This window comes from Mycobacterium simiae (assembly GCF_010727605.1).
In the GTDB taxonomy this organism is placed as follows: domain Bacteria; phylum Actinomycetota; class Actinomycetes; order Mycobacteriales; family Mycobacteriaceae; genus Mycobacterium; species Mycobacterium simiae.
Window position 1 is genome coordinate 2,491,701 of sequence record NZ_AP022568.1, and the last position, 20,998, is coordinate 2,512,698.

The 20,998-nt window shown below is 68.5% G+C and carries 16 protein-coding genes and 1 tRNA gene; 5 read left to right on the top strand and 12 right to left on the bottom strand.

Annotated features, from left to right (window positions below):
• Positions 1-34: 34 nt before the first annotated feature.
• The 5 genes from G6N33_RS11535 to G6N33_RS11555 form a co-directional block, all read right to left on the bottom strand.
• Positions 35-1,363 (bottom strand): sensor histidine kinase, encoded by a 1,329-nt coding sequence (locus G6N33_RS11535; protein WP_044512648.1) that lies wholly within the window; start codon positions 1,361-1,363, stop codon positions 35-37.
• Between the two features lie 101 nt (positions 1,364-1,464).
• Positions 1,465-2,409 (bottom strand): NAD(P)/FAD-dependent oxidoreductase, encoded by a 945-nt coding sequence (locus G6N33_RS11540; RefSeq protein ID WP_044509219.1) that lies wholly within the window; start codon positions 2,407-2,409, stop codon positions 1,465-1,467.
• 43 nt (positions 2,410-2,452) lie between these two features.
• Complete coding sequence (gene selB / locus G6N33_RS11545) at positions 2,453-4,234, bottom strand: selenocysteine-specific translation elongation factor (protein WP_101528378.1); 1,782 nt, start codon at positions 4,232-4,234, stop codon at positions 2,453-2,455.
• A gap of 38 nt (positions 4,235-4,272) precedes the next feature.
• Positions 4,273-5,613: an L-seryl-tRNA(Sec) selenium transferase gene (gene selA / locus G6N33_RS11550; protein ID WP_101528377.1), complete on the bottom strand. Its 1,341-nt coding sequence runs from the start codon at positions 5,611-5,613 to the stop codon at positions 4,273-4,275.
• Positions 5,614-5,643: 30 nt separating this feature from the next.
• Positions 5,644-5,739: transfer RNA gene (locus G6N33_RS11555), tRNA-Sec, on the bottom strand.
• Between the two features lie 105 nt (positions 5,740-5,844).
• Here G6N33_RS11555 and selD point away from each other — a divergent pair.
• Entirely contained in the window at positions 5,845-6,822 is a 978-nt protein-coding gene (gene selD / locus G6N33_RS11560) for a selenide, water dikinase SelD (RefSeq protein WP_044509216.1), read from the top strand.
• A gap of 2 nt (positions 6,823-6,824) precedes the next feature.
• Here the strand turns inward: selD and nrfD are convergent, their stop codons facing one another.
• Genes nrfD through G6N33_RS11580 form a run of 4 tightly spaced genes read right to left on the bottom strand, consistent with a single transcriptional unit; the run spans position 6,825 to position 13,159 of the window.
• Positions 6,825-7,910, bottom strand: a complete 1,086-nt coding sequence (gene nrfD, locus G6N33_RS11565; RefSeq protein WP_044509215.1) for an NrfD/PsrC family molybdoenzyme membrane anchor subunit — start codon at positions 7,908-7,910, stop codon at positions 6,825-6,827.
• Entirely contained in the window at positions 7,907-8,890 is a 984-nt protein-coding gene (locus G6N33_RS11570) for a 4Fe-4S dicluster domain-containing protein (protein ID WP_101528376.1), read from the bottom strand. Before G6N33_RS11570 ends, nrfD begins: the two co-directional genes overlap by 4 nt.
• Positions 8,865-12,248: a formate dehydrogenase gene (gene fdh, locus G6N33_RS11575; RefSeq protein ID WP_163771510.1), complete on the bottom strand. Its 3,384-nt coding sequence runs from the start codon at positions 12,246-12,248 to the stop codon at positions 8,865-8,867. Before fdh ends, G6N33_RS11570 begins: the two co-directional genes overlap by 26 nt.
• 23 nt (positions 12,249-12,271) lie before the next feature.
• Positions 12,272-13,159, bottom strand: a complete 888-nt coding sequence (locus G6N33_RS11580; RefSeq protein WP_044509213.1) for a fructose bisphosphate aldolase — start codon at positions 13,157-13,159, stop codon at positions 12,272-12,274.
• A gap of 158 nt (positions 13,160-13,317) precedes the next feature.
• Between G6N33_RS11580 and G6N33_RS11585 the strand changes: the two genes are divergently transcribed.
• From G6N33_RS11585 to G6N33_RS11600, 4 genes are all read left to right on the top strand, one after another.
• Complete coding sequence (locus tag G6N33_RS11585; RefSeq protein ID WP_044509212.1) at positions 13,318-13,929, top strand: TetR/AcrR family transcriptional regulator; 612 nt, start codon at positions 13,318-13,320, stop codon at positions 13,927-13,929.
• Between the two features lie 25 nt (positions 13,930-13,954).
• The gene (locus tag G6N33_RS11590; RefSeq protein WP_044509211.1) at positions 13,955-15,166 is read left to right on the top strand and encodes an acyl-CoA dehydrogenase family protein; all 1,212 of its coding nucleotides are present in this window, start codon (positions 13,955-13,957) and stop codon (positions 15,164-15,166) included.
• A 9-nt stretch (positions 15,167-15,175) separates the two neighbouring features.
• Positions 15,176-15,607, top strand: a complete 432-nt coding sequence (locus G6N33_RS11595) for a hypothetical protein (RefSeq protein ID WP_044509210.1) — start codon at positions 15,176-15,178, stop codon at positions 15,605-15,607.
• Between the two features lie 167 nt (positions 15,608-15,774).
• On the top strand, positions 15,775-16,989 hold the full coding sequence (locus G6N33_RS11600; protein ID WP_044509209.1) for an MFS transporter: 1,215 nt from the start codon (positions 15,775-15,777) through the stop codon (positions 16,987-16,989).
• On the opposite strand, the gene G6N33_RS11605 is transcribed toward G6N33_RS11600, so the two are convergent.
• From G6N33_RS11605 to G6N33_RS11615, 3 genes are read right to left on the bottom strand one after another with little or no spacing between them, the layout of a single operon-like run.
• Entirely contained in the window at positions 16,953-18,074 is a 1,122-nt protein-coding gene (locus G6N33_RS11605; RefSeq protein ID WP_044509208.1) for an LLM class flavin-dependent oxidoreductase, read from the bottom strand. The genes G6N33_RS11600 and G6N33_RS11605 overlap by 37 nt on opposite strands.
• Before the next feature lie 25 nt (positions 18,075-18,099).
• Complete coding sequence (locus G6N33_RS11610; protein WP_044509207.1) at positions 18,100-19,494, bottom strand: NtaA/DmoA family FMN-dependent monooxygenase; 1,395 nt, start codon at positions 19,492-19,494, stop codon at positions 18,100-18,102.
• Positions 19,495-19,513: 19 nt separating this feature from the next.
• The gene (locus G6N33_RS11615) at positions 19,514-20,713 is read right to left on the bottom strand and encodes an LLM class flavin-dependent oxidoreductase (RefSeq protein WP_044509206.1); all 1,200 of its coding nucleotides are present in this window, start codon (positions 20,711-20,713) and stop codon (positions 19,514-19,516) included.
• Positions 20,714-20,998 lie beyond the last annotated feature (285 nt).

A 20,998-nucleotide genomic window follows, 5' to 3' on the forward strand; every position in this document is an offset into this window, starting at 1 on the left:
CCTTTGCAACGCTGTTGATTTCGACCACACCCCGTCAAGCGGGACCGCGACCGTCACCCGCCAGCTGCAACAACAGTCGCGTCCCGCCCAGCGGGCTGGCGTGCAGAGATGCCGTCCCGCCGTGCAATTCGGCTTGTTGAGCCACCAGCGCCAGGCCCAACCCCGAACCCGAACGCGACGCCGTCGAGCCGCGGGAGAAGCGTGCGAATACTGCGGTGCGTTCATCCTCGGGAACGCCGGCACCGTCGTCGTCGATCGCAATTTCCACACCCTTGCTGGAACTGCCTACGGTGAGTTGAATTTTGGAGGCACCACCGTGTTTGACGGCGTTGGCAATCGCGTTGTCGATCACCAGCCGCAGACCCGTAGGCAAGCCCACCATCAACACCGTGGGCGACGGCACCAGCGACACCTCCACGTCGGGGTAGATACGCAGCGCGTCATGCGCGGCTCGATCCAACAGCTCGGTGATGTCGAACGGGACGAAGTCATCAACGGTTGTCAGCTCACCCTGCGCCAGGCGTTCCAGTGCCGTCAGCGTCGCTTCGATGCGGCTCTGGGTCCGAATGACGTCGCCGATGACCTCCTGGCGCTGCTCGGCGGCCAACTCCAGGGTGGACAGCACCTCCAAGTTGGTGCGCATTGCCGTCAGCGGGGTGCGCAATTCGTGCGAGGCGACGGCGGCGAAGTCGCGTGCCGACTCCAGTGCCGCGCGGGTGCGCTGTTGCTCGTTGCCGATGCGGGCCAGCATCTGTTCGACCGCCTCGGCGATTTCGACGGCCTCCCGCACCCCGCGAACCTGGACCTCGTCCGGACTCGACTGGGCGTTGATCGCGCGGGCTTGCCGGGCAAGCAGCACAAAGGGATTGACCATGATCAACGAGATCACCCAGCCGACCAGGAACGTGCCGCCGATGACGCCGGCACAGATCAGCAGCACACGCAAGTGCAGTTCGTTGATGCGGTGCTGGGCTTCTGCCAACGGTGCGGCCAACGCGATCGAGGCCGGCCCGGCCTCAAAGGTGCGCACGCGGTACTGCACACCGTTGATAGTGGTGTTGGCATATCCGTTGGCAAGCTTGGGCAGCACGATGTCGCTGGGCAACGACACCGTCACGGGCCCGACGCGCACCGTACGAACCAGGTTGCCGTCCGGCGTGGGCCGATTGGGGCCGGATTGCTGGGGGCTGTTGAGCAGCGTGTCGATATCCCCGAGGCTGCTGACGGAATCCAGGCGGCGATCGAGCTGGCTGTATTGGTCATTGGTGACCCCCACCCATACCCAGACGCCCAGCGTGACGACGAGGGCGATCACGCCCAACTGCGCGACGATGACAATCGTGCGCAACGACAGCACACGCATCGGCAGCCGGATCTTCTTCAACGAGCGGATGTTGTGCTCCCTTGCTGATTGGCGGCCATCCCGGCCCATTATCGTCGTCGCGTCCGACCGACTCGGGCTCATCAGAGGGCCAACTCACCGGGCAGCCCGTCGCCGAGTGCGGCTTGTGCGAGCAGTTCGCCCAACACCGGCCCGAATTTCATCAGGTTGCTGCCGACGAACCCGACCACGCGGCCCCGGCGAACGGCCAGCCATCCGTCACCGCCCGCATCGAGCCACGGCGCACGCACCGTGACGCAGTCGACCTGCCCCACCGGGGACAGCGACGGGAACAGCGCCCGCACGCCGGCCGGGTCCGGCGACTCCTGTCCAAACGCCCAACGGCCGGTGCTGCCCAGCGGCAGCCCGTACCCTTCGGGCGCCGACAGGCAGGCGGCGCCGGTGGCGTCGGCGCCTTGGTAGGTGAATCGCGTGTGCGGCGCGAACTCGACGTCGAGTGGACCCAGCAGTTCCGTGGTCTGGGCGCCTGCGCATACCAAAACTCCGTCGCCACGGGTGACGGCGCCATCCGCCAGACGCACCGAGCCGTCGTCGCCGAGTGAGACCACGCGGTCACGCCGAATCTCGACCCGGGCGGCCAATGCCGTCAGTGCCCGGCGGATGCGCAGGCTGCCGCCCAGCGGATCGAAGACCCCGGCCGCCCAGTGAGCTGCCACGAACGGGATGTGAGCTTGGATGCCGGGGCCGTCGAGCCAGGAGAAGTCGGCGCCGGCCTCGGTCAGCGCCGCCACCGTCGCCGCCGGCGGGGCCGCCGCGATGAAACCTTCGGACCCGAGCAGCCGCCCGGCACCCAACTCGCTCTCCCAACGTCGCCAACCGTCACGGGCCCGCATCGCGAGCCTGCACAGCGCTGGGCGCCGATGGGCGATGCGGAAGATGCGTGCCAGTCCCGCGGACTGCTCGGCGAAGGGCTCGCCGCGCTCAAAGACGACCACGCGCTCGCCGCCCCGGGACAATTCGTAGGCGGCGGCCAGCCCGCATATCCCCGCCCCGACGACGACGATCATCCGACAGCCTCGTCAATGCCCGATGCGGCAACCAAACTCCGGTTCATCGCACCACCTCGCGGTGACCGGCGTCCACACGGCGAGTCCAGCCCCGCGTATCGAGGTGTTCCAGCAGCGGAATGGCCACCCGTCGAGTGGTGCCGAGTGCCTGCCGGGCCGCGCTGGTGGTGAACGGCTGCTCGAGGCGGGCCAGCTCGCGCATTGCCAGCGCGGGGGCGGTGGGCAGCAGGACCACTCCGTCGCGCAGCCGCAGCACCCGGCCGGCCCGCTCGGCCGCCGCCAATTCGCGGGCGGACAGCCGCCATGCCGCCAGGTCGTCGGCCTCCGGTGCATGGAAAGGATCGGCACCCAGCCGCTCTTCCAACTTCCGCACCCCCACCTCGGCGTCGCCCAGATCGTCGCGTGCGCCGGCCAGCCGGATATGGCCGCCCTGCTGCTCAAGGCCCGCGTCCCGGATGACCGCATCCAGCAGCGCCGCGTCCGGCAGAGCCAGCAGATCGCGGGCGGCGCCGCGAGAAATCCCTTCCGCCAACGGATCTCGAGCATGCAGCTCCTCAACGGCGGCGCGCAGGCGATGTTGCCAGGCTTCATACGTCGCGCCGTGTACCCACCAGCCGTCCAGGATCCGCACCCCCGCTGGCGCCGTGGTCTGCAACGCCGGTAAACCCAGCCGACGCAGATGGCTTGCTCGCACCGCACCACGGCGGGCCACCTCCGACGCCAGGTCTCCGGCGGCGTCCATTCCGCTCAGGGTTACCGCCCTGCGGGTGCCGTCGCCGCGTCGGCGCAACGCCGGCGGGTCGGCGTCGAGCACCCGGGCACCGCCCAGTACCCGGTGGCCGCCCGGGTCGCGCAGCACCAGCCGGTCGCCCAGCACCAGCGGCAGCTGCCGGCCGAACGTGAGCCGGGCGTGGTCTGCGTCGAACGGCCGTAGCCGCGCCGGCACGGCCGCGGTCCCGACGTGCACGACGAGTTGCGCCGGCGCTTCGGTCAGGGGGCCGCCGGTGGTGCGGCGAACGTCGAGGGTGCCGGTGCTCGGCCATGCGTCGGGGGTGACGAGCGCGTGCCCGCGCTGAACGACCGCACGGGATACTCCGCGCAGATTCAGCGCGACGCGCGCCACCGGACCCAGCGCGGGGCGGGGCTCGCCGCGGCTTTGCAAACCACGAATCACCACCGACTGACGCTGCTCGGCACCGAGCAGCTCGAGCCGGTCGCCAGTGGCTACGGTCCCGGCCGTGAGGGTTCCGGTGACGACGGTGCCCGCGCCGGTGATGGTGAACGATCGGTCCACCCACAGACGCACCCGCGCGGTGGTCTCCGGCGCGGGCAGCCGCGCGAGCACCTCGTCGAGGGTGTCACGCAGCTCGGTCAGCCCGATCCCGGTGACGGCCGAGACCACGACGCCGGGCGCATCGCACAACCCGGTGCCGGCCAGCTCGTCGCGGGCCTGGGCCAGGACTGCGGCGGCGCGATCGGGAGCTCGATCGGCCCGGGTGACCGCGATCAGTCCGTGCTCGATACCCAGCGCCGCGAGTGCGTCGCGGTGGTCGCTGGACTGCGCCTGCCAACCCTCGTCCGCGGCGACAACGAAGCAGACCACCGGTGCGGGCCCGAGGCCGGCCAGGGTGTTGGCGAGGAAGCGTTGGTGGCCAGGCACGTCGACGAAGGCCACCTCACGGCCGGACGGCAAGGTGGTCCAGGCGAAGCCCAGGTCGATGGTCAAGCCCCGCCGCTGCTCCTCTTCCCACCGATCCGGCTCCATGCCGGTCAGGGCGCGCAACAGAGTGCTCTTGCCATGATCGACGTGGCCGGCGGTGGCCACGACACGAGAGACAGCAGAGATAGCAGAAACCGTGGTGCTCAGCGGTCCGCCTCGGATATCGCGGCCAGCGCGGCGGACACGGCGGCCAGCAAGCGGTCGTCGTCGGACTCCGGGATGCAGCGCAGATCGACCAGGCACGCGCCGTCGTGCACGCGCGGCAGTACCGCGGGCTCGCCGACGCGCAGGGCTGCCGCGGCGGCTACGGGCAGCTGGACCGCCCAGCCCGGCAACGGCACCCCCGGAGCGCCGCCGCCGCCGACCCGCCCGTCGTGCGCGACGACGGCGGCGCCGACCGTCTCGGCGAGACGCTGCGCTCGCTCGCGCAGCCGCCCGGGATCGGCGTGCAGCGCCTGCGCGACCGGCGACCCGCCGGCCCGGATCGTGGCCTCGAGCGCGGCGAGGGTGAGCTTGTCGGCGCGGACCGCGCGCGCCAGCGGATGCCGGGCCAGCCGCTGGACTACCTCGGCGCGGCCCAGCACGATGCCCGCTTGGGGCCCGCCCAGCAATTTGTCACCGCTGGCCGTCACGATGTCGGCGCCGTCGGCGAGCGTGGTCGCGGCGTCCGGCTCGCCGGGTAGCAGCTGCTCGGGTGCAAGCAGCCCGCTGCCCAGGTCGGCCACCAGCGGCAGCTGTTTCTCAGCGGTCAGCGCCCGCAGCTCAGACACCGACACGGCGGAGGTGAAACCTTCCACCCGGAAGTTGCTTTGATGCACCTTGAGCACGCATCCGGTCTGCGGGCCGATCGCCTCGGCGTAGTCCTTCAGGTGGGTGCGGTTGGTGGTGCCGACCTCGCGCAGCCGGGCCCCGGTGGACGCGATCAGGTCGGGCAGCCGAAACCCGGCGCCGATCTCGATCAGTTCGCCGCGGCTCACGACGACTTCGCCGACGTCGAACTCGGCCTGGCCACCGCCCGCCAGCGCAGTGGTCGCCAACACCAGCGCCGCGGCCCCGTTGTTGACCACCAGCGCATCCTCGGCCGCCGGGCAAGCCTGCAGCAGCGCCTCGCGCAAGGCGACCCCCCGCTTCGACCGGGTGCCGCTGGCCAGGTCGAGTTCGACGTCGACATAGCCGCTCGCCGAAACCAGCGCATCGACCGCTCCACCGGACAACGGCGCGCGACCCAGGTTGGTGTGCACAACAACGCCGGTGGCGTTGAGCACGGGCCGCAACCTCGTACTGCGCTGGGCCGCTAGCGTCGCCACCACCGCGTCGGGCACCTGGTCCGGCGGCAGAACGCCCCGGCGAGCCCGGTCCTGGATTTCGCGCACCACGGCCCGGACGGCGTCCTGGCCCAACCGGTTTCGTGCCTCCCGCACCGACGGAAGCGACAGCAATTCGTCGGTGCGCGGAATCAGACGGCGCGGGTCGACCTGTGTCACTTACCTCCTCGACCTCCTCGGGTCTGCGTCTGGCGGAGGCGGACGGGAATCGAACCCGCCAGACCGAGATACTCGACCTCACCGGTTTTGAAGACCGGGGGGACCACCAGGAACCCAAACGCCTCCATGGACAACGTAGCTGGTCAGTAGCAATACCGAGTCGTCCGTAGCGGTCTTGTCAGATCCGCCACATCCGCGGGGCGGGTGAACCCACCCTCGTAGGCTCGTGCCATGACCCCGACCCGGCTGACCGGCTACGCGCATGGTGGCGGCTGCGCCTGCAAAATCCCGCCCGGCGAGCTGGAGGAGGCGGTCCGCGGCCTGACCGGGCAAGCCGGGGATCATGTTCTGGTCGGACTGGACGACGGCGACGACGCGGCCGCGGTGTTGGTCGGCGACCTGGCAGTGCTGTCCACCGCGGATTTCTTCACCCCCGTTGTCGACGACGCCTACGACTGGGGACGGATCGCGGCGGCCAACGCCCTCTCCGATGTGTACGCCATGGGTGGCCGCCCGGTGGTCGCGATCAACCTGGTCGGCTGGCCGCGCGATGTCCTGCCGCTGGAGCTGATGACCGAGGTGCTGCGCGGCGGGCTGGCGGTGGCCGCGGAGGCGAACTGCCCGGTGATCGGCGGCCATTCCATCGATGACCCAGAACCGAAGTACGGCATGGCGGTAACCGGTGTGGCGGATCCGGCTCGATTGCTGCGCAACGATGCCGCCGAGCCGGGCCTGCCGCTGACCCTCACCAAACCGCTCGGTGTCGGGCTGCTCAACAACCGGCACAAGCAGACCGGCGAGGTGTTCGCCGAGGCGATCGCCACAATGACGCGACTCAACCGGGCCGCCGCCGAGGCCGCGCTGGCCCACGATGTGCGCGCCGCGACCGATGTCACCGGCTTCGGGTTGCTCGGCCACCTGTACAAGATGTGCCGGGCCTCGAAGGTGGGCGCCGTGATCGACCGCGCCGCGGTGCCGGTGATCGACGCGGCCCGGGCGGCGCTGCGCGACGGGTTCGTCTCCGGCGGGACGAAGCGCAATCTCGATTGGGTCCGGCCGCAGCTGCGGCCAGGTTCCGGTGTGACCGAAGACGATCTGTTGCTGCTCGCCGATGCGCAGACCTCGGGTGGTCTGCTGGTGGTGGGTGAACTTCCCGGTCATCCGGTGATCGGGCACACCACCGCGGGTGCGGGGATCGAGATCCGCTGAGCTCAGCCGGCGGTGGTGATCGAGTCGTCGGTGATGCCGGCCGCACGCCGGGCGGCCAGCCGTCGCTTCTGCGGTTCGATCGTGTAACGCGGGTCCCGGGCCGATTCCTTACCGGCCTCGAACACGCCGAACCGGGTCAGCGCCGACGCGGTCAGCAACGCCAGACCCGACACCGCCGCCACGCCGCGGTGGCGTCCGCCCAGCAACGTGCCCAATCCCCCGGCGACGGCGAGGCGCTCGCTCCACCGCAGCATGCGCCCGGGCTCGCCATGATGCAGCGGCTCCGCGGCGACCGGGTCCATCCGGCGTTCCATCAGCTTGGTCGCGACCAGGTCACCGGCCACACCGAGCACCGCCAGCGTGCGCGCCGGCCCCGCCTCGGCAGCCGGGGTGGTGATCATCGCCAACCCCGATGCGGCCAGGCTCGCCGAACTGACGAAGACGAACGGCAGGTCTTTGTGCGCGGCATTCCATGTCGGAGTCGCAGTGTCGGCGAGCAGCACCGCGGTGTAGACCGCCAGCGGTGCAGCGAACGCACCCGCCGCGATCCCGGCCGGCGCTTCGACCGCGCGCAACGCAGGACGCAACGGGCCCAACGGGATTCGCTCGCCGGTCATCTTGTCGATTTCCGCGACGGCCGCGACTCCGATGCCGCCGCTGAACAGGCTGAGGATCCATGAGCCGATGCTCATCGGCGACGTCAGCTTGATGGTGCGCAGCATGTTCACGAACCGCTCCGGCCGGCCCAGGTCGAGCACCAACGCGACCGCGCCGAGGGCCACCGCGACCAGCGCGGACAACCTGGTGTTGCGGCGCAACGTGTTTCGACCGGTGAACTGGGCGCCGGCCGCCAGCAGTCCGGATCCGCCGGCCACCCCGCCGAGGAACAGGTACGCCGCCACCTCGTGTCCCCACGGCGCGGGCTTGACCACCGGACGCCCGTAGTAGGAGGTGAACTCGGCGTCGGGGACCATCGGCATCTCGCGTGAGCCGTCGTTGCCGCCGCGCTGGCCGCCGCGCTTACCTTTTCGGCGCTTACCGCCCGGGGGCGGCGGCGGCCGGAAGCTGTCGAATTCGGAGGTGCTCACCGATTCCTCCAAAATGCCAACGCGGCCGCCCCGATCATGCCGGCCGCCGCCATGCCGGCCCGCTTGAACATGGTCGGCAGGTCGGCGGTGCACACCCGCGGGTCGGGGGGCAATCCGTAGACTTCCGGCTCGTCGAGCAACAAGAACACCGAGCCGGTGCCGCCGACGCCGTCGTCCTCGTTGGCGCCGTAAAGCCTTGCCTCCGTGCGCCCTTCGGCGTGCAGTTGGGCGACCCGCGCGCGCGCCTGGACCACCAACTCGTCGTGATTACCGAACTTGATCGACGTGGTCGGGCAGGTCTGGGCGCATGCGGGCGTCTGGTCTTCGACCAGGCGGTCATAGCACAGCGTGCACTTTTGGGCGACACCGGTGACGAATTCCTCTTTGGGGCGGCCCGGGCGTTCCACGGGCGTCGCGTAGGTGCCGTCGCTGCGCCGCTCCACCACGCCGAACGGGCAGCCCGCCACGCAGGTCCCGCAGCCGTTGCAGACGTCGTGCTGCACCACGACCGTGCCGAACTCGGTGCGGAACAGTGCCCCGGTGGGGCACACGTCGAGGCACCCGGCGTGCGTGCAGTGCTTGCAGACGTCCGAGGACATCAGCCAGCGAAACTCCGGGGTGTCCGGCGGCCTGAGGTCGGGCTCGCTGTCGGCCTGTTCGGCCGAGCCGGGCATTGCCGGCATCCCCAAACTGATGAGCGCACGGCCAGATTCGCGCGCCTCCTTGATGCGGTCTCGTCCCTGTTCGATGAAAGCCACGTGCCGCCAGGTGCTCGCACCGAGCGCCCCGGTGTTGTCGTAGGACGAGCCCAGCAGTTCCAGGTCGCCGTCCCGCGGGTTGCGGTTCCACTCCTTGCACGCCACTTCGCAGGCCTTGCAACCGATACAAATCGAGGTATCGGTGAAAAAACCCTTGCGCGGCTTGGCATCTGACCAGCCAGCAGCCGCGGCCGGGTCACTCGGTCCGGTCAGCTGGCCCATCGGCGTCCTTTCTGTGCCCACCCGCGGATTCGAGGACGTCCCAGACCTGTGGGGTGACTCGTACATTGTCGGTCTCGACCGTGGCGCCGGCGCGAGACTGGTATTCGGCCACCAACCGCAGCAGCGCGTCACCCTGCGGTCGCCGGCCGGGCAGGATGTCGCAGGACCCGGCCTTGGACTCCTGGATTTGCACATTCGGGTCGAGGGTGAGGCCCAGCAGGTCGTTGGCCGCGTCCCCGCTGACCACCGCGTCGCTGCCCACGCCCCAGTGGTAGGGCAGCCCGATCTGGTGCACGGTATGGCCCCCGATCCGCAGCGGGGTCATCCGCTCGGTGACCAGCACCCGCGCCTCGATTGCCGCACGCGGCGAGACGATGGTGGCCCACCCGTAGGGCTCGAGCCCGCGTTCGTCGGCCAGCTCCGGGGAGACCTCGCAGAACATCTCCGGCTGTAACTCGGACAGATACGGCAGCCATCGACTCATCCCGCCGGCGGTGTGGTGCTCGGTGAGCCGGTAGGTGGTGAACACGTACGGGTACACGTCGACGCCGGGGTCTCCGGCGCTCGGCGCACTCAGATTGTCCTTGCGGGGGAAGAAGATTCGCGAAGGACTCTGCTGTTGCGGGTACAGCGCGTTGGCGACTGGCGATTCCTGCGGCTCGTAGTGCGTGGGCAACGGCCCGTCGACGACGCCCTTCGGGGCGAACAGCCACGCCTTGCCGTCGGCCTGCATCACGAACGCGTCGTCGCCGGCCAAGGCGTCCGGTCCACCCAGGTCGGGGTCGGGACGACTGCCCGGGGCGCGGTCGGCGACGAAGTCGGGCTCGTCGTAGCCAACCCAGCGACCGCTGCCGCCGTCCGCGTCGGGATCCCACCAGAGGTACTTCTTGCGCTCGCTCCACGGTCGGCCGGCGGGGTCGGCCGAGGCACGGTTGTAGAGGATCCGCCGGTCTTCCGGCCAGGCCCAACCCCACTCCGCCTGATTCGGACTGGTTCCGCCGTGGGGCACCCGGCGGGCCGACTGATTGGTGCCGTCGGCGTAGACCCCGGCGTAGATCCAGCAACCGCACGCCGTCGACCCGTCCGCGCGCAGCTCGTTGAACGAGGAAACCGGCCGGCCGGCGTCTGGACCGGTGAGGTGATGGCCGTTGTACTCGGCCAGCACCGCCTCACCCTCGATCTCGCCGTGCGCGTCGGTCGGGTAGTCCCACGTCAGGTCCAGCAGCGGCCGGTCGCGTTCCTCGGTCGAACCCGCCAACCGTTCCTTGATCCGCTTGCCGAGCTCGTAGAAAAACTCGAGTTCGCTTTGGCATTGGCCGGGAGGATTGACGGCCTTGTGCCGCCACTGCAGGAGCCGTTGGGTCTGAGTGAACGAACCGGCCTTTTCGACGTGGGTGGCCGCCGGGAAGAAAAACACTTCGGTCTCGATGTCCTCGGTCTTCAACTCGCCGGACGCGATTTCGGGCCCGTCCTTCCACCAGGTGGCCGATTCGATGAGGTTGAGGTCGCGCACCACCAGCCACTTCAGGTGCGCCATGCCGAGCCGCTGCATGCGGCCGTGGGCCGATCCGACCGCGGGGTTCTGCCCTAGCAGGAAATAACCTTCGACCTCGTCGTCGAGCATCCCCATCACGGTCTGGTACGTCCCGTGCGGTCCCGACAGGCGCGGCAGGTAGTCGTAGGCCCAGTCGTTGTCCGCGGTGGCCGCGTCGCCCCACCACGCCTTGAGCAGGCTGACCATATAGGCATCGGCGTTGGCCCAGAAGCCCTTCTGCTGCTTGGAGCCCACCCCCTCCAGGTAGTCGGCGAGGGTGTTGTGCACGCCGGCCGAGGGCATCGGTAGGTATCCGGGCAGCAGATTGAACAGCGTCGGGATGTCGGTGGAACCCTGAATGCTGGCGTGACCGCGCAGCGCCATGATCCCGCTACCGGGGCGGCCGATGTTACCCAGGAGCAGCTGCAAAATCGTTGCGGTGCGGATGAATTGGGCGCCGAGCGTGTGCTGAGTCCACCCGACGGCGTAGGCGAAGCAGGTGGTGCGCTCGCGGCCGGAGTTCTCGACGATGCTGCGGGCGAGATAGTCGAAATCCTCGCGGCTGATGCCGCAGAGGTTCGTCACCATCTGCGGGGTGTAGCGGGCGTAATGCCGCTTGAGGATCTGGAACACCGTCCGCGGATGCTGCAGGGTCTCGTCGCGCAGCACCCGGGCGTGTGCCAGCGCGGGGCCGCCCATCCCGTGCTGGTCGCCCGCCGCGCGCGCGGAGGCCGACGAGCCGTGCTCGTGCAGGTCGCCCGGACCGGCGATACCGTCTTCGGCGCCGTCGCCGTCGGCGGTGGCGTACGCCCACGTCGACTGGTCGTACTGGCCGGTCGCGGGATCGAAACCGGAGAACAAGCCGCCGAGGTCTTCGGCGTCCCGGAAGTCCTCGTTGATCAGGGTGGCCGCGTTGGTGTAGGCGACCACGTACTCCTCGAACCACAGGTCGTTTTGCAGGACGTGGTTGATCAGCGCCCCGAGTAGCACCACGTCCGAGCCCGCGCGGATGGGAATGTGCTTGTCCGACACCGCCGATGTGCGGGTGAAGCGCGGGTCGACGTGAATTACCTTCGCGCCGCGCGCCTTGGCTTCCTCAACCCACTGGAATCCCACCGGATGGCACTCGGCCATGTTGGAGCCCTGGATGATGATGCAATCGGCGTTGGCCATGTCTTGCAGTGGTTGGGTGGCACCGCCACGCCCGAAGGAGGCTCCCAGACCGGGAACCGTGGAGCTGTGTCAAATGCGAGCTTGGTTCTCGATCTGAATCGCGCCGGCGGCGGTGAAGAGCTTCTTGATCAGATAGTTCTCTTCGTTGTCCAGCGTTGCCCCACCCAGCGCGGCGATGCCCATGGTCCGTCGCAGCAGGTTGCCCTTCTTGTCGATGTCCTGCCAGGTGTGGCGACGGGACTCGCAGAAGCGGTCGGCCACCATGTCGATGGCGGTGTTGAGGTCAAGGCGCTGCCATTCGGTCGCCCGCGGTGCGCGGTACAGCACCTCCAGCTGTCGCCCCGGGGAGTTGACCAGCTGCTCACTCGCCGACCCCTTGGGACAGAGCCGGCCACGCGAGATCGGCGAATCGGGATCGCCCTCGATTTGCACCACCTTCTCGTCCTTGACGAACACCCTCTGACCGCAGCCCACCGCGCAGTAGGGGCACACGCTCTGCACCACCCGGTCGGCCGTCGTGGTGCGCGGCGTGATGGCACGGGTGTGCTTGGAGGTCACCGCGGGGCCGCGGCCGAACACGTCGCCGGACCGGAGCTGACGCAGCACGGGCCATTCCAGGAAGATCTTCGGCGAGGGCAGCTTGGGAGGCATGACCTGCAGCTTAGTAGGCGGGGCTAAGTGATCGACGCCACGTAGATGTCCTCGATATTGGACCTGAGTTTCTGGTCGAAATCCTCGTCGCTCTGCTGGGCGGTCAACCCTTCGGTCAGGGCCCGCGAGAAGCTGGCGATCAGGCCGCGGTTGCGGCGCAGCACCGTGCAGCTCTCGGCCAGGCTGTAGCCGCCGGACAGGGCGACCACCCGCATCACCCGCGGGTGAGCGATCAGCGGCGCGTACAGATTGTCCTCGTCGGGCAGGGTCAGTTTGAGCATGACCTGCCTGTCGCCGGGCAGCTCGTCGAGTCGGGCGCGCAGCGCCGAGACCAGCAGGGCGTCCGCGGTGGGCTTGTCGGGGCTGTCGATGCTGACCTCGGGTTCGATGATCGGCATCAGGCCGCGGGCGGCAATCGTGTCGGCGTATTCGAATTGCTGGTCGACGATCGCGTCGATGCCTTTCTCGTTCGGCTCCTGGATAAACGAACGCATTTTGGTGCCGAAGATGCCCTTGCCGACCGCACGATCCAGCAGCGAGTCGAGCTTTGTCATCGGCTTCATCAGCTGAACGCCGTTGTCGGCCTCACTCAACCCCTGGTCGACCTTCACGAAGGGCACGATGTGCTTTTGCTTCCATAGAAACGCGGCGGAGTCCTCGCCGTTGATGGAGCGATCCATGGTCTGCTCGAACAGGATCGTCGCGATCACCTTGTCGCCGGAAAAGCTGGGGCTGGTGATCAATCGGGTGCGCATCTGGTGGATGAGGTCGAACATCTGCTCGTCGCCGTCGTAGGCGTCCTCGGCAATTCCGTACAGCTTGAGAGCTTTCGGCGTGCTCCCGCCGCTTTGATCCAGAGCGGCGATGAAGCCTTGTCCCGACGCCATCGCGTTGCGCTGTTCTTCGTTCACTGCGATCCCTCCGTCGTCGCTGGATGCGGGCCCGGTCCTGGACCGTTCACCCACGACCCAGCATTGCGCACCGCCGGCCGTTCCGGCTACCGCCCGCCGGTGCGGCCGCACCCCGCGACGGGTTTGCTATCGCCATGGTGAGTGAGTACTCTCTCACCATGGCCGATTCAGGACGCGATCGGTTGCTGGCCGAGGCGCTGAAGCTTTTCGCCGCCAAGGGTTATGCGGCGACGTCGGTTGCCGACATCCAGCGGGCGTCGGGCCTGGCTCCCGGGTCAGGCGCGTTGTACAAGCACTTTTCCTCCAAGCGCGAGCTGCTCGAGGCAGCGGTGACGCACCGGATCGACAGCATCGTCGCCGCCCGCGAGCAGTACGACGCCGGCCAGCCGGGCAGCGTCGAGCAGGCGGTGCGCACCGCCGGCCAACTGATCTGGAGCAACCTGAACCACGGCGAGGATTTGCTCAAGGTCATGCTGCGCGAGCCCGACGAACTGGGCGAGCTCGACGAGAAAACGTGGCAGGTCATCACCGACAACGCTTATCAGCGGTTCGCGGACGAACTGAGCGCAGCCAATCGCTCCGGCCGGACCAGCATTCCCGATCCCGAGGCCGCCGCGGCCGTGGCGATCGCATCTCTGTCCTACGCGGCGACGCTGCGGGCGCTGTCGGGCCGGTTGCCGGGCAACGTCGACGAGGACCGGTACTTCGAGGCGTGGGTCGACCAGACGGTCAGCGTCCTCGCGCAACACACCAAACCCCGAAAACACTGACCGAACCGGACTTTAGGAGCCAACGGTGACTTTCTCCCTGCAATTGAGCGACGACGTAATCGCGGTACGCGACTGGGTGCACCAGTTCGCCGCCGAGACGATCCGTCCCGCCGCGGCCGAATGGGATGAACGCGAAGAGACCCCATGGCCGGTTATTCAGGAGGCCGCGAAGGTCGGTCTCTACTCCCCGGACTTTTTCGCGCAGCAGGCCGCCGAGCCGACCGGGCTGGGCTTTCTCACCGCGTTCGAGGAGATGTTCTGGGGCGACGCCGGAATCGCCCTTTCCATCATGGGCACCGGGCTGGCCGCGGCGGCGCTGGCGGGCAACGGAACTCCCGAACAGCTGGGCCGTTGGCTGCCCGAGATGTTCGGCACCACCGGCGATCCCAAGCTCGGCGCGTTCTGTTCGTCGGAACCCGACGCGGGGTCGGACGTCGGCGCTATCCGCACCAGGGCCCGCTACGACGAGGCGAGCCGTGAATGGGTGCTCAACGGCACCAAGACCTGGGCGACCAATGGGGGTATCGCCAACGTGCACATCGTGGTCGCGTCGGTGTATCCCGAACTCGGCGCCCGTGGTCAGGCATCCTTCGTCATCCCGCCCGCAACCAAGGGGTTGAGCCAGGGCCAGAAATTCAAGAAGCACGGAATCCGGGCTTCGCACACCGCCGAGGTGGTCCTCGACAATGTCCGGTTGCCCGAAGACTGCATTCTCGGCGGCCGGGAGAAGTTCGAGTCCCGCATCGCCCGGGTCAAGTCCGGCGCGTCGACCGGTGGGCAAGCCGCGATGAAAACGTTCGAGCGGACCCGGCCCACCGTCGGCGCGATGGCCGTCGGGGTGGCCCGCGCCGCGTACGAGTACGCGCTCGACTACGCCTGCCAGCGTGAGCAATTCGGCCGCAAGATCGGTGAGTTCCAGGCGGTGGCGTTCAAGCTGGCCGACATGAAGAGCCGGGTCGACTCGGCCCGCCTGCTGGTGTGGCGGGCCGGGTGGATGGCCCGCAACAACCAGAACTTTGACTCCGCCGAGGGCTCGATGGCCAAGCTGGTGGCCAGCGAGGCCGCGGTTTACGTCACCGACGAGGCCATCCAGATCCTCGGCGGCAACGGCTACACGCGGGACTACCCGGTCGAGCGGATGCACCGCGACGCGAAGATCTTCACCATTTTCGAGGGAACCAGCGAGATTCAGCGCCTGGTGATCTCGCGGGCCCTGACCGGGCTGCCCATCCGCTAGTTTGAGCACATGAAGGGTGCGCTCGTCGCGGCAACCGGGATCATCGTGGCAGGGTGCTGGACCGCCGGCTTGACCACCGAGCCGGCGGCGGTGGCGGACAACCCGGCCTGCACCGCCTCGATGTGTGCGTTCCTGTCTCCGTCCCGCAACATCAGCTGCGAGATCGACTACCAGCGTGAGCCCGCGATGGGCGACGAGGCCTACTGCCAGACCAATGATCCGCCGCAGTCGGTGCGGCTGTCCGCAGCCGGAGTGGTCACCAGCTGCACGGGTGTCTCCTGCCTGGGTAACGCGGGGGAAGGCACACCCACCCTGGCCTATGACCAAACCGCCGGTCTCGGCCCGTTCAGCTGCATGTCCAAGCCCGACGGAGTCACCTGCACTGTGTCCTCGGGCCACGGATTCACGATCGCCGCGGCGGGCATCAAGACCCTCGGATAGGGATGCGCGCCAGCCGGATTCCGTGCGCGCCGCGAGCGCGAAGAGCTACCGCCGACCGCAACTTCGCTTTCTGTCTGTTCTGACGACGTAAACCGTCTCGCCCCGAATACTCCGGCACGCCCGCTCCGTATTCCTTCGTGCAGGTATCCGCGTCAGAAAGGACGAGCATGCCCCGCGTCGTATCGACCAGAGTCGGGCTCTATTTCGGATTGCTCCAGCTCGTCTTGGGGCTGGCCTGGGTGGAATACGTCATCTACCTCCCCCGCCTGGCAACACAAGCCGGAATCAAGCCCGGCGTGGTCGGATGGCTATTGGTATTCGACCAACTCATCTTCGCCGTGTGCGACGGCGTGGCCGGTGCGGCGACCGACCGCGTGGCCCGGGTGATCGGGCGGGTCGGCAGGATCGTCGCGGCACTGACGGCGATCTCGACGCTGGCCTTTTTGCTACTTCCCCTCGTATCACGTTGCAGCGCACTGCTATTCGTCGCACTGATCGTCGTGTGGGCTATCACTTCATCCGCCCTGCGCGCGCCACCGCTGACGCTGCTCGGCCGCTATGCACCGGCCGGTCGGCAACCCTGGCTGTCCTCGCTGTTCGTGGCCGGCGGGGGGCTGGCCACCGCCTCGACGCCGTTGCTCACCGAAAGCATCGCGGCCTACGATCCGCGGATCCTCTTCGCCGCGTCGGCTACCGCCGTCTTGGCCGTGACCCTGTCAATTGTCTGGGCCGAAAAGACGCTCGCTTATTCGGCGCCACCCGAGCCCGAGCGCACCGAGTTCTCTGCGCGCCTGCTGATCGTGTTTTTGGCGGCGATGCTGTTGGCGCAAACCGGGTTTCAATTGCACAACTCGGTCAACTCGCCGGTGTTGTTCGCCAAGTTCGCCGGTCCGGGCCAACATCTGAGCCTGCTGTTGGTGTTCTGGATCGGCTTCGCGTTGTGCACGCCGGCCGCCTCCCAGCTGGTCGTCCACGTCGGCGGCGCCCGTGTGACGCTGGCGGCAGCTGTGCTGGCCGCCGGCGCCGCCGGTGCCGCGGCCCTAGCCACCAATGTGGTCTTGCTCGCGATCGCCCAGTTCATCTGCGGCGCCTCCTGGGGTTGCGTGATGGTGGGCGCAGTGGTTGCGGCGTTGGCGATCGGCCGCCGCGGCAGGGCGGGCACCGCAGCCGGAGGCCTCTTCTCAATGTTCGCGGTCGCGACGATGGCGCGCATCGCGCTGGTGACCGCGCACGGGGATCGAGTCCCCGCGGTGGCGTCCGCCTTACCCTGGCTGCCGGCGGTGTCGTGGGTGGCGGCAGCGCTGCTGCTACTGCCGGTGCTGTCCGCCGAGCGCGCCGCGCAGACTCATCGCCGCGCCCACTCTTCGGCCAGCAGCCGATAGGACCGCACCCTGTCCCGGTGATCGTGCGTAATTGTGGTCACGATCAGTTCGTCGGCCTGGGTTGCGTCGCGCAGCCGCTCCAGCTGATCGGCGACGTGCACCGGGGAACCGATGAATTGCGTGTCGACTCGATCCGCGACCAGTTCGCGTTCGGCGGCGGTCCAGCGGTGCGCCCGCGCCTCGTCCGGGGTCGGGAACGGGATCGCACCGGCACCGGTGCGAATGCTGTGCACCCACAGCCCGTATCCGGCCGCCAGTTCACCAGCGGTGGCGTCGTCGTCGGCGACGACGACATCCGCCGACACCGCGACGTAGGGCCGGTCGAGCTCGGCGGAGGGCCGAAACGCGGCGCGATAAGCGTCGACCGCTTCCAGGACGGCCGCAGGGGCGACGTGGTAGTTTGCGGCGAATCGCAGACCTCGGCGCCCGGCGACGGCGGCGCTCTCGCCGCCGCTGCTGCCCAGAATCCACACCTGCAGGTCGGCACCTCCACCGGGTACCACCCGCGCCTCTTCGCCGTCGGCGGAGTAGGTATCGGCGACCAATGCCAGAATGTCGTCGACCTGCTCGGTGTAATCCTGGGACTCCGCTCCCGGCAACTGCAGCAAGGCCTGCTGCAGCGCGAAGCGCGGCGACTTCAGCAGCGGCCTCGGATCGAACGGGGCGGGTATCAGCAATCCATTTGCGGTGCGCCCGTTGCTCACCGGGCGCGACGCGGCCGGCGCGGCGGATCTCGGCTCGCGCGGCTTACCGTTGGAGCGCCCCAGACCGAGGTCGAACCGTCCGGGGTGGGCCGCATCGAGCAATCCGAATTCCTCCACCGTGGCCAACGCGGTGCGGTGTCCCATCTGCACCGCCCCCGAACCAAGCCTGATCGTCGTGGTTTCGGCAGCGGTCAGCGCCAACAGCACGGCGGGAGAGGTACCGGCGACGCCGGGGTTGAGATGGTGTTCGGCGAACCAATACCGAACGTAGCCAAGACGTTCGGCGTTCTGGGCAAGGTCGATGCTGTTGCGCAACGCCTGAGCCGCAGTCGATCCCGACGAGATCGGCACCAGGTCGAGGACCCCCAGTTGCGTCGTCATCGCGCGCGGGCGGGCGGGTTGCGTGTCATGAGGCCACCCCGGTCGAGGCATTCGAAGTCCCGGATCGGTCCGGAAGCGGCAGCGGGGCGAGGCCCAGGTGCTCGCGCAGCGTGGTGCCGGTGTAGTCGGCGCGGAACACGCCCCGCTCCTGAAGCAGCGGTACCACCCGGTCGACGAACGGATCGAGTCCGCCGGGCGTGATGTGCGGGACGAGGATGAATCCGTCGCTGGCATCAGCCTGCACGAAATCATTGATCGTCGCGGCGACGGTCTGCGCTGACCCGATGAATGACTGGCGCCCGGTCACCTCGACGATGAGCTCGCGCGTGGTCAGGTTCTCCGCCTCGGCCTTGGCTCGCCACTCGTTGGCGATCGCGATCGGGTCGCCGAACATGCGGACGCTGGCCCGTCCGCGCGAGATGGTGTTCTCGCCGACCACCGGATCGACCGCGGGTAACGGCCCGTCCGGGTCATGGTCGGAGAGGTCCCGATTCCAGAGTTGTTCGAGGAACTTGATCGCGGTTTGCGGCGACACCTGGGCAAGACGCACCTCGTAGGCGATGTCGGCGGCCTCGGTGTCGGTGTCACCGATCACAAAGGTCGCGGCGGGCAGGATCAGCAAGTCCGCACGCCGGCGACCGTAGCGGGCGAGCCGCCCCTTGACGTCTTCGTAAAACGCTTGTCCGGCACCCAGAGTGCTATGCCTGGAAAAGATCGCGTCCGCGGCGGCCGCGGCGAACTCGCGACCCTGTTCGGAATCGCCGGCCTGAAAGATCACCGGCCGGCCCTGGGGACTGCGCGGAACGTTGAATCGGCCCCGAATGTCGAAGTGCCCATCTTTGTGGGCGAACGCGCCGGCCTGCGGGTCGGACAGGAAGACGCCGGTCCGCTTGTTCGCCTCGATCTCGTCGCCGCGCCAGGAGTCGAAGAGTTCGTTGGCGGTCTGCAGAAACGTCTTGGCCCGCTCGTATCGTTGGTCTTCCGCTAAGAAGCCGCCGCGCCGGAAGTTCTCGCCGGTAAAGGCATCCCACGAGGTGACGACATTCCAGGCGGCACGGCCGGCGGAGAGATGGTCCAGGGACGCGAATTGCCGCGCCACCTCGTAGGGCTCGTTGAAGGTCGTGTTGATGGTGCCGGTCAGCCCGAGCCGGTCGGTCACCGCGGCGAGTGCGGCAAGGATAGTGAAGGTGTCGGGACGCCCCACCACGTCGAGGTCGTAAATCTGGCCGTTCTGTTCCCGCAGCCGCAGCCCCTCGGCGAGGAACAAGAAATCGAACTTGCCGCGCTCCGCGGTCTGCGCGAACTGCGCGAACGAGCTGAACTCGATGTGACTTCCGGCCGCCGGGTCACTCCACACCGTTGTGTTGTTGACACCCGGGAAATGCGCCGCGAGGTGGATTTGCTTGATGGGCTCGGTCATTCGAAGGTCCTCGGCTGTCTCAGGCGGTCGCGTAGCGGTTGGCGGGCCGGGGCAATCCGAGCAGCCCGCGAAGTGTGCTGGCGCCGTAGCCGTCCCGGAACCGCCCCCGTCGACGCAAGTCCGGTATCAGCACCTCGGTGATCTGGATGAGGTCATGCGGCAGCGCGGCGGGGCGTAGCCGGAACCCCGAGAGTCCGGCCGCGTGCCACTCCGTCAACAACTCCGCCAGTTGCGCCGGCGTCCCGACGAAAGTCTCGGCATCACTGTGGTATTCACCACCGGCGCGGGCGTCGAGTCGGCTGCGCCGAGCCTGCGCCGTTGCGGCAGAATCGTCGAGGAACACCAACAGATCCGCGAAGACGTGTACTGGGTCAGCCCGGGGACCCCGCTGCAGCGCGCCGATCTCGGCGGTGATGTCGATCGCCTGCGCCGCGGTGTGCGGCGTGACGAAGCCGACGTCGGCGCCGTCGGCGATGAGTTGATAGGACGCGGTGCCGTGCCCCAGTGCGGCGACGATCGGCTGACCCTGGGGTGGACGCGGCGTGATCGAGGGGCCCTTGACCGAGAACCATCGGCCCGCAAAGTCGATGTAGTGCAGCTTGTTCCGGTCGATGAACCGTCCGGTGCTGACGTCCCGGATTTCGGCGTCGTCCTCCCAGCTGTCCCACAGCCGGCGCATTACTTCGACATAATCGGCTGCCTCGGCGAGCAACTCGCCGATTTGCCGGGCTGCCGCGGGATCGTCGACCGCACCGGCGGTCAGGTGGCGCAGCGTGCGGCGCCCGAAATTTGCGGCCACGTCCTGGCGGCCCGAGACCTGGATTCTGACTCCGGCCCGTCCGGTGCTGACATAGTCCAAAGTCGCGATCGACTTCGACACGTGGAACGGCTCGGTGTGGGTCACGATCGCCGTCGGTATGAGCCCGATTCCCTTGGTGCGCGGCGCGATTCGGGAGGCAATGAGCACCGCGTCGAGCAGACCACGGACCCGGTCGGTGCGGTCGTCGGGCTCGACAGGGTCGTCGGACTGCAGTGTCAGCGCATCTTCGATCGTCACGAAGTCCAGCGCTGCGCGTTCGGCTTCTTCGACCAGGTCGGCCCAGTAGCCCGCGCTGAACAGGTCGTCGGGACGGGCGTCGTCCTCTCGCCACGCCGCGGGGTGCCAGCCGGCACCGTTCAACGCCACGGCAAGGTGGATGAGACTCGACGAATCGGGCATCGGCAGAACCGCTCTCGTAATCGATGCGACCGGATTCCCCGGCGGGGTCGTCCGTTGGTGCTAGCTGGCCGCCGCGCACGCAAGACGTGCCGGCGGCCGACAACACAGGGCAATCCGCATCGGTGCCTCCCGCTGTTTCGGCTTGTCGCTGCTACGCAACCCAACTGTAGCCAGCGCGACGGGATCGCGCCGGGGACCGCGAGCGCTGTATCCGCCCGTTACGCAGCGGCGGTGTTGAAATCATGCGGATCGCAACTGGTGGCCGGCGACCCGGCGGGCGTGTTC

What these genes read in the sequence shown, in the direction of transcription:
- G6N33_RS11535 (WP_044512648.1), bottom strand. Translation starts at nt 1,363, where the DNA reads ATGCGTGTGCTGTCGTTGCGCACGATTGTCATCGTCGCGCAGTTGGGC.
- G6N33_RS11540 (WP_044509219.1), bottom strand. Translation starts at nt 2,409, where the DNA reads ATGATCGTCGTCGTCGGGGCGGGGATATGCGGGCTGGCCGCCGCCTAC.
- selD (WP_044509216.1), top strand. Translation starts at nt 5,845, where the DNA reads ATGACCCCGACCCGGCTGACCGGCTACGCGCATGGTGGCGGCTGCGCC.
- G6N33_RS11570 (WP_101528376.1), bottom strand. Translation starts at nt 8,890, where the DNA reads ATGGGCCAGCTGACCGGACCGAGTGACCCGGCCGCGGCTGCTGGCTGG.
- G6N33_RS11585 (WP_044509212.1), top strand. Translation starts at nt 13,318, where the DNA reads ATGGCCGATTCAGGACGCGATCGGTTGCTGGCCGAGGCGCTGAAGCTT.
- G6N33_RS11595 (WP_044509210.1), top strand. Translation starts at nt 15,176, where the DNA reads ATGAAGGGTGCGCTCGTCGCGGCAACCGGGATCATCGTGGCAGGGTGC.
- G6N33_RS11600 (WP_044509209.1), top strand. Translation starts at nt 15,775, where the DNA reads ATGCCCCGCGTCGTATCGACCAGAGTCGGGCTCTATTTCGGATTGCTC.
- G6N33_RS11605 (WP_044509208.1), bottom strand. Translation starts at nt 18,074, where the DNA reads ATGACGACGCAACTGGGGGTCCTCGACCTGGTGCCGATCTCGTCGGGA.
- G6N33_RS11610 (WP_044509207.1), bottom strand. Translation starts at nt 19,494, where the DNA reads ATGACCGAGCCCATCAAGCAAATCCACCTCGCGGCGCATTTCCCGGGT.
- G6N33_RS11615 (WP_044509206.1), bottom strand. Translation starts at nt 20,713, where the DNA reads ATGCCCGATTCGTCGAGTCTCATCCACCTTGCCGTGGCGTTGAACGGT.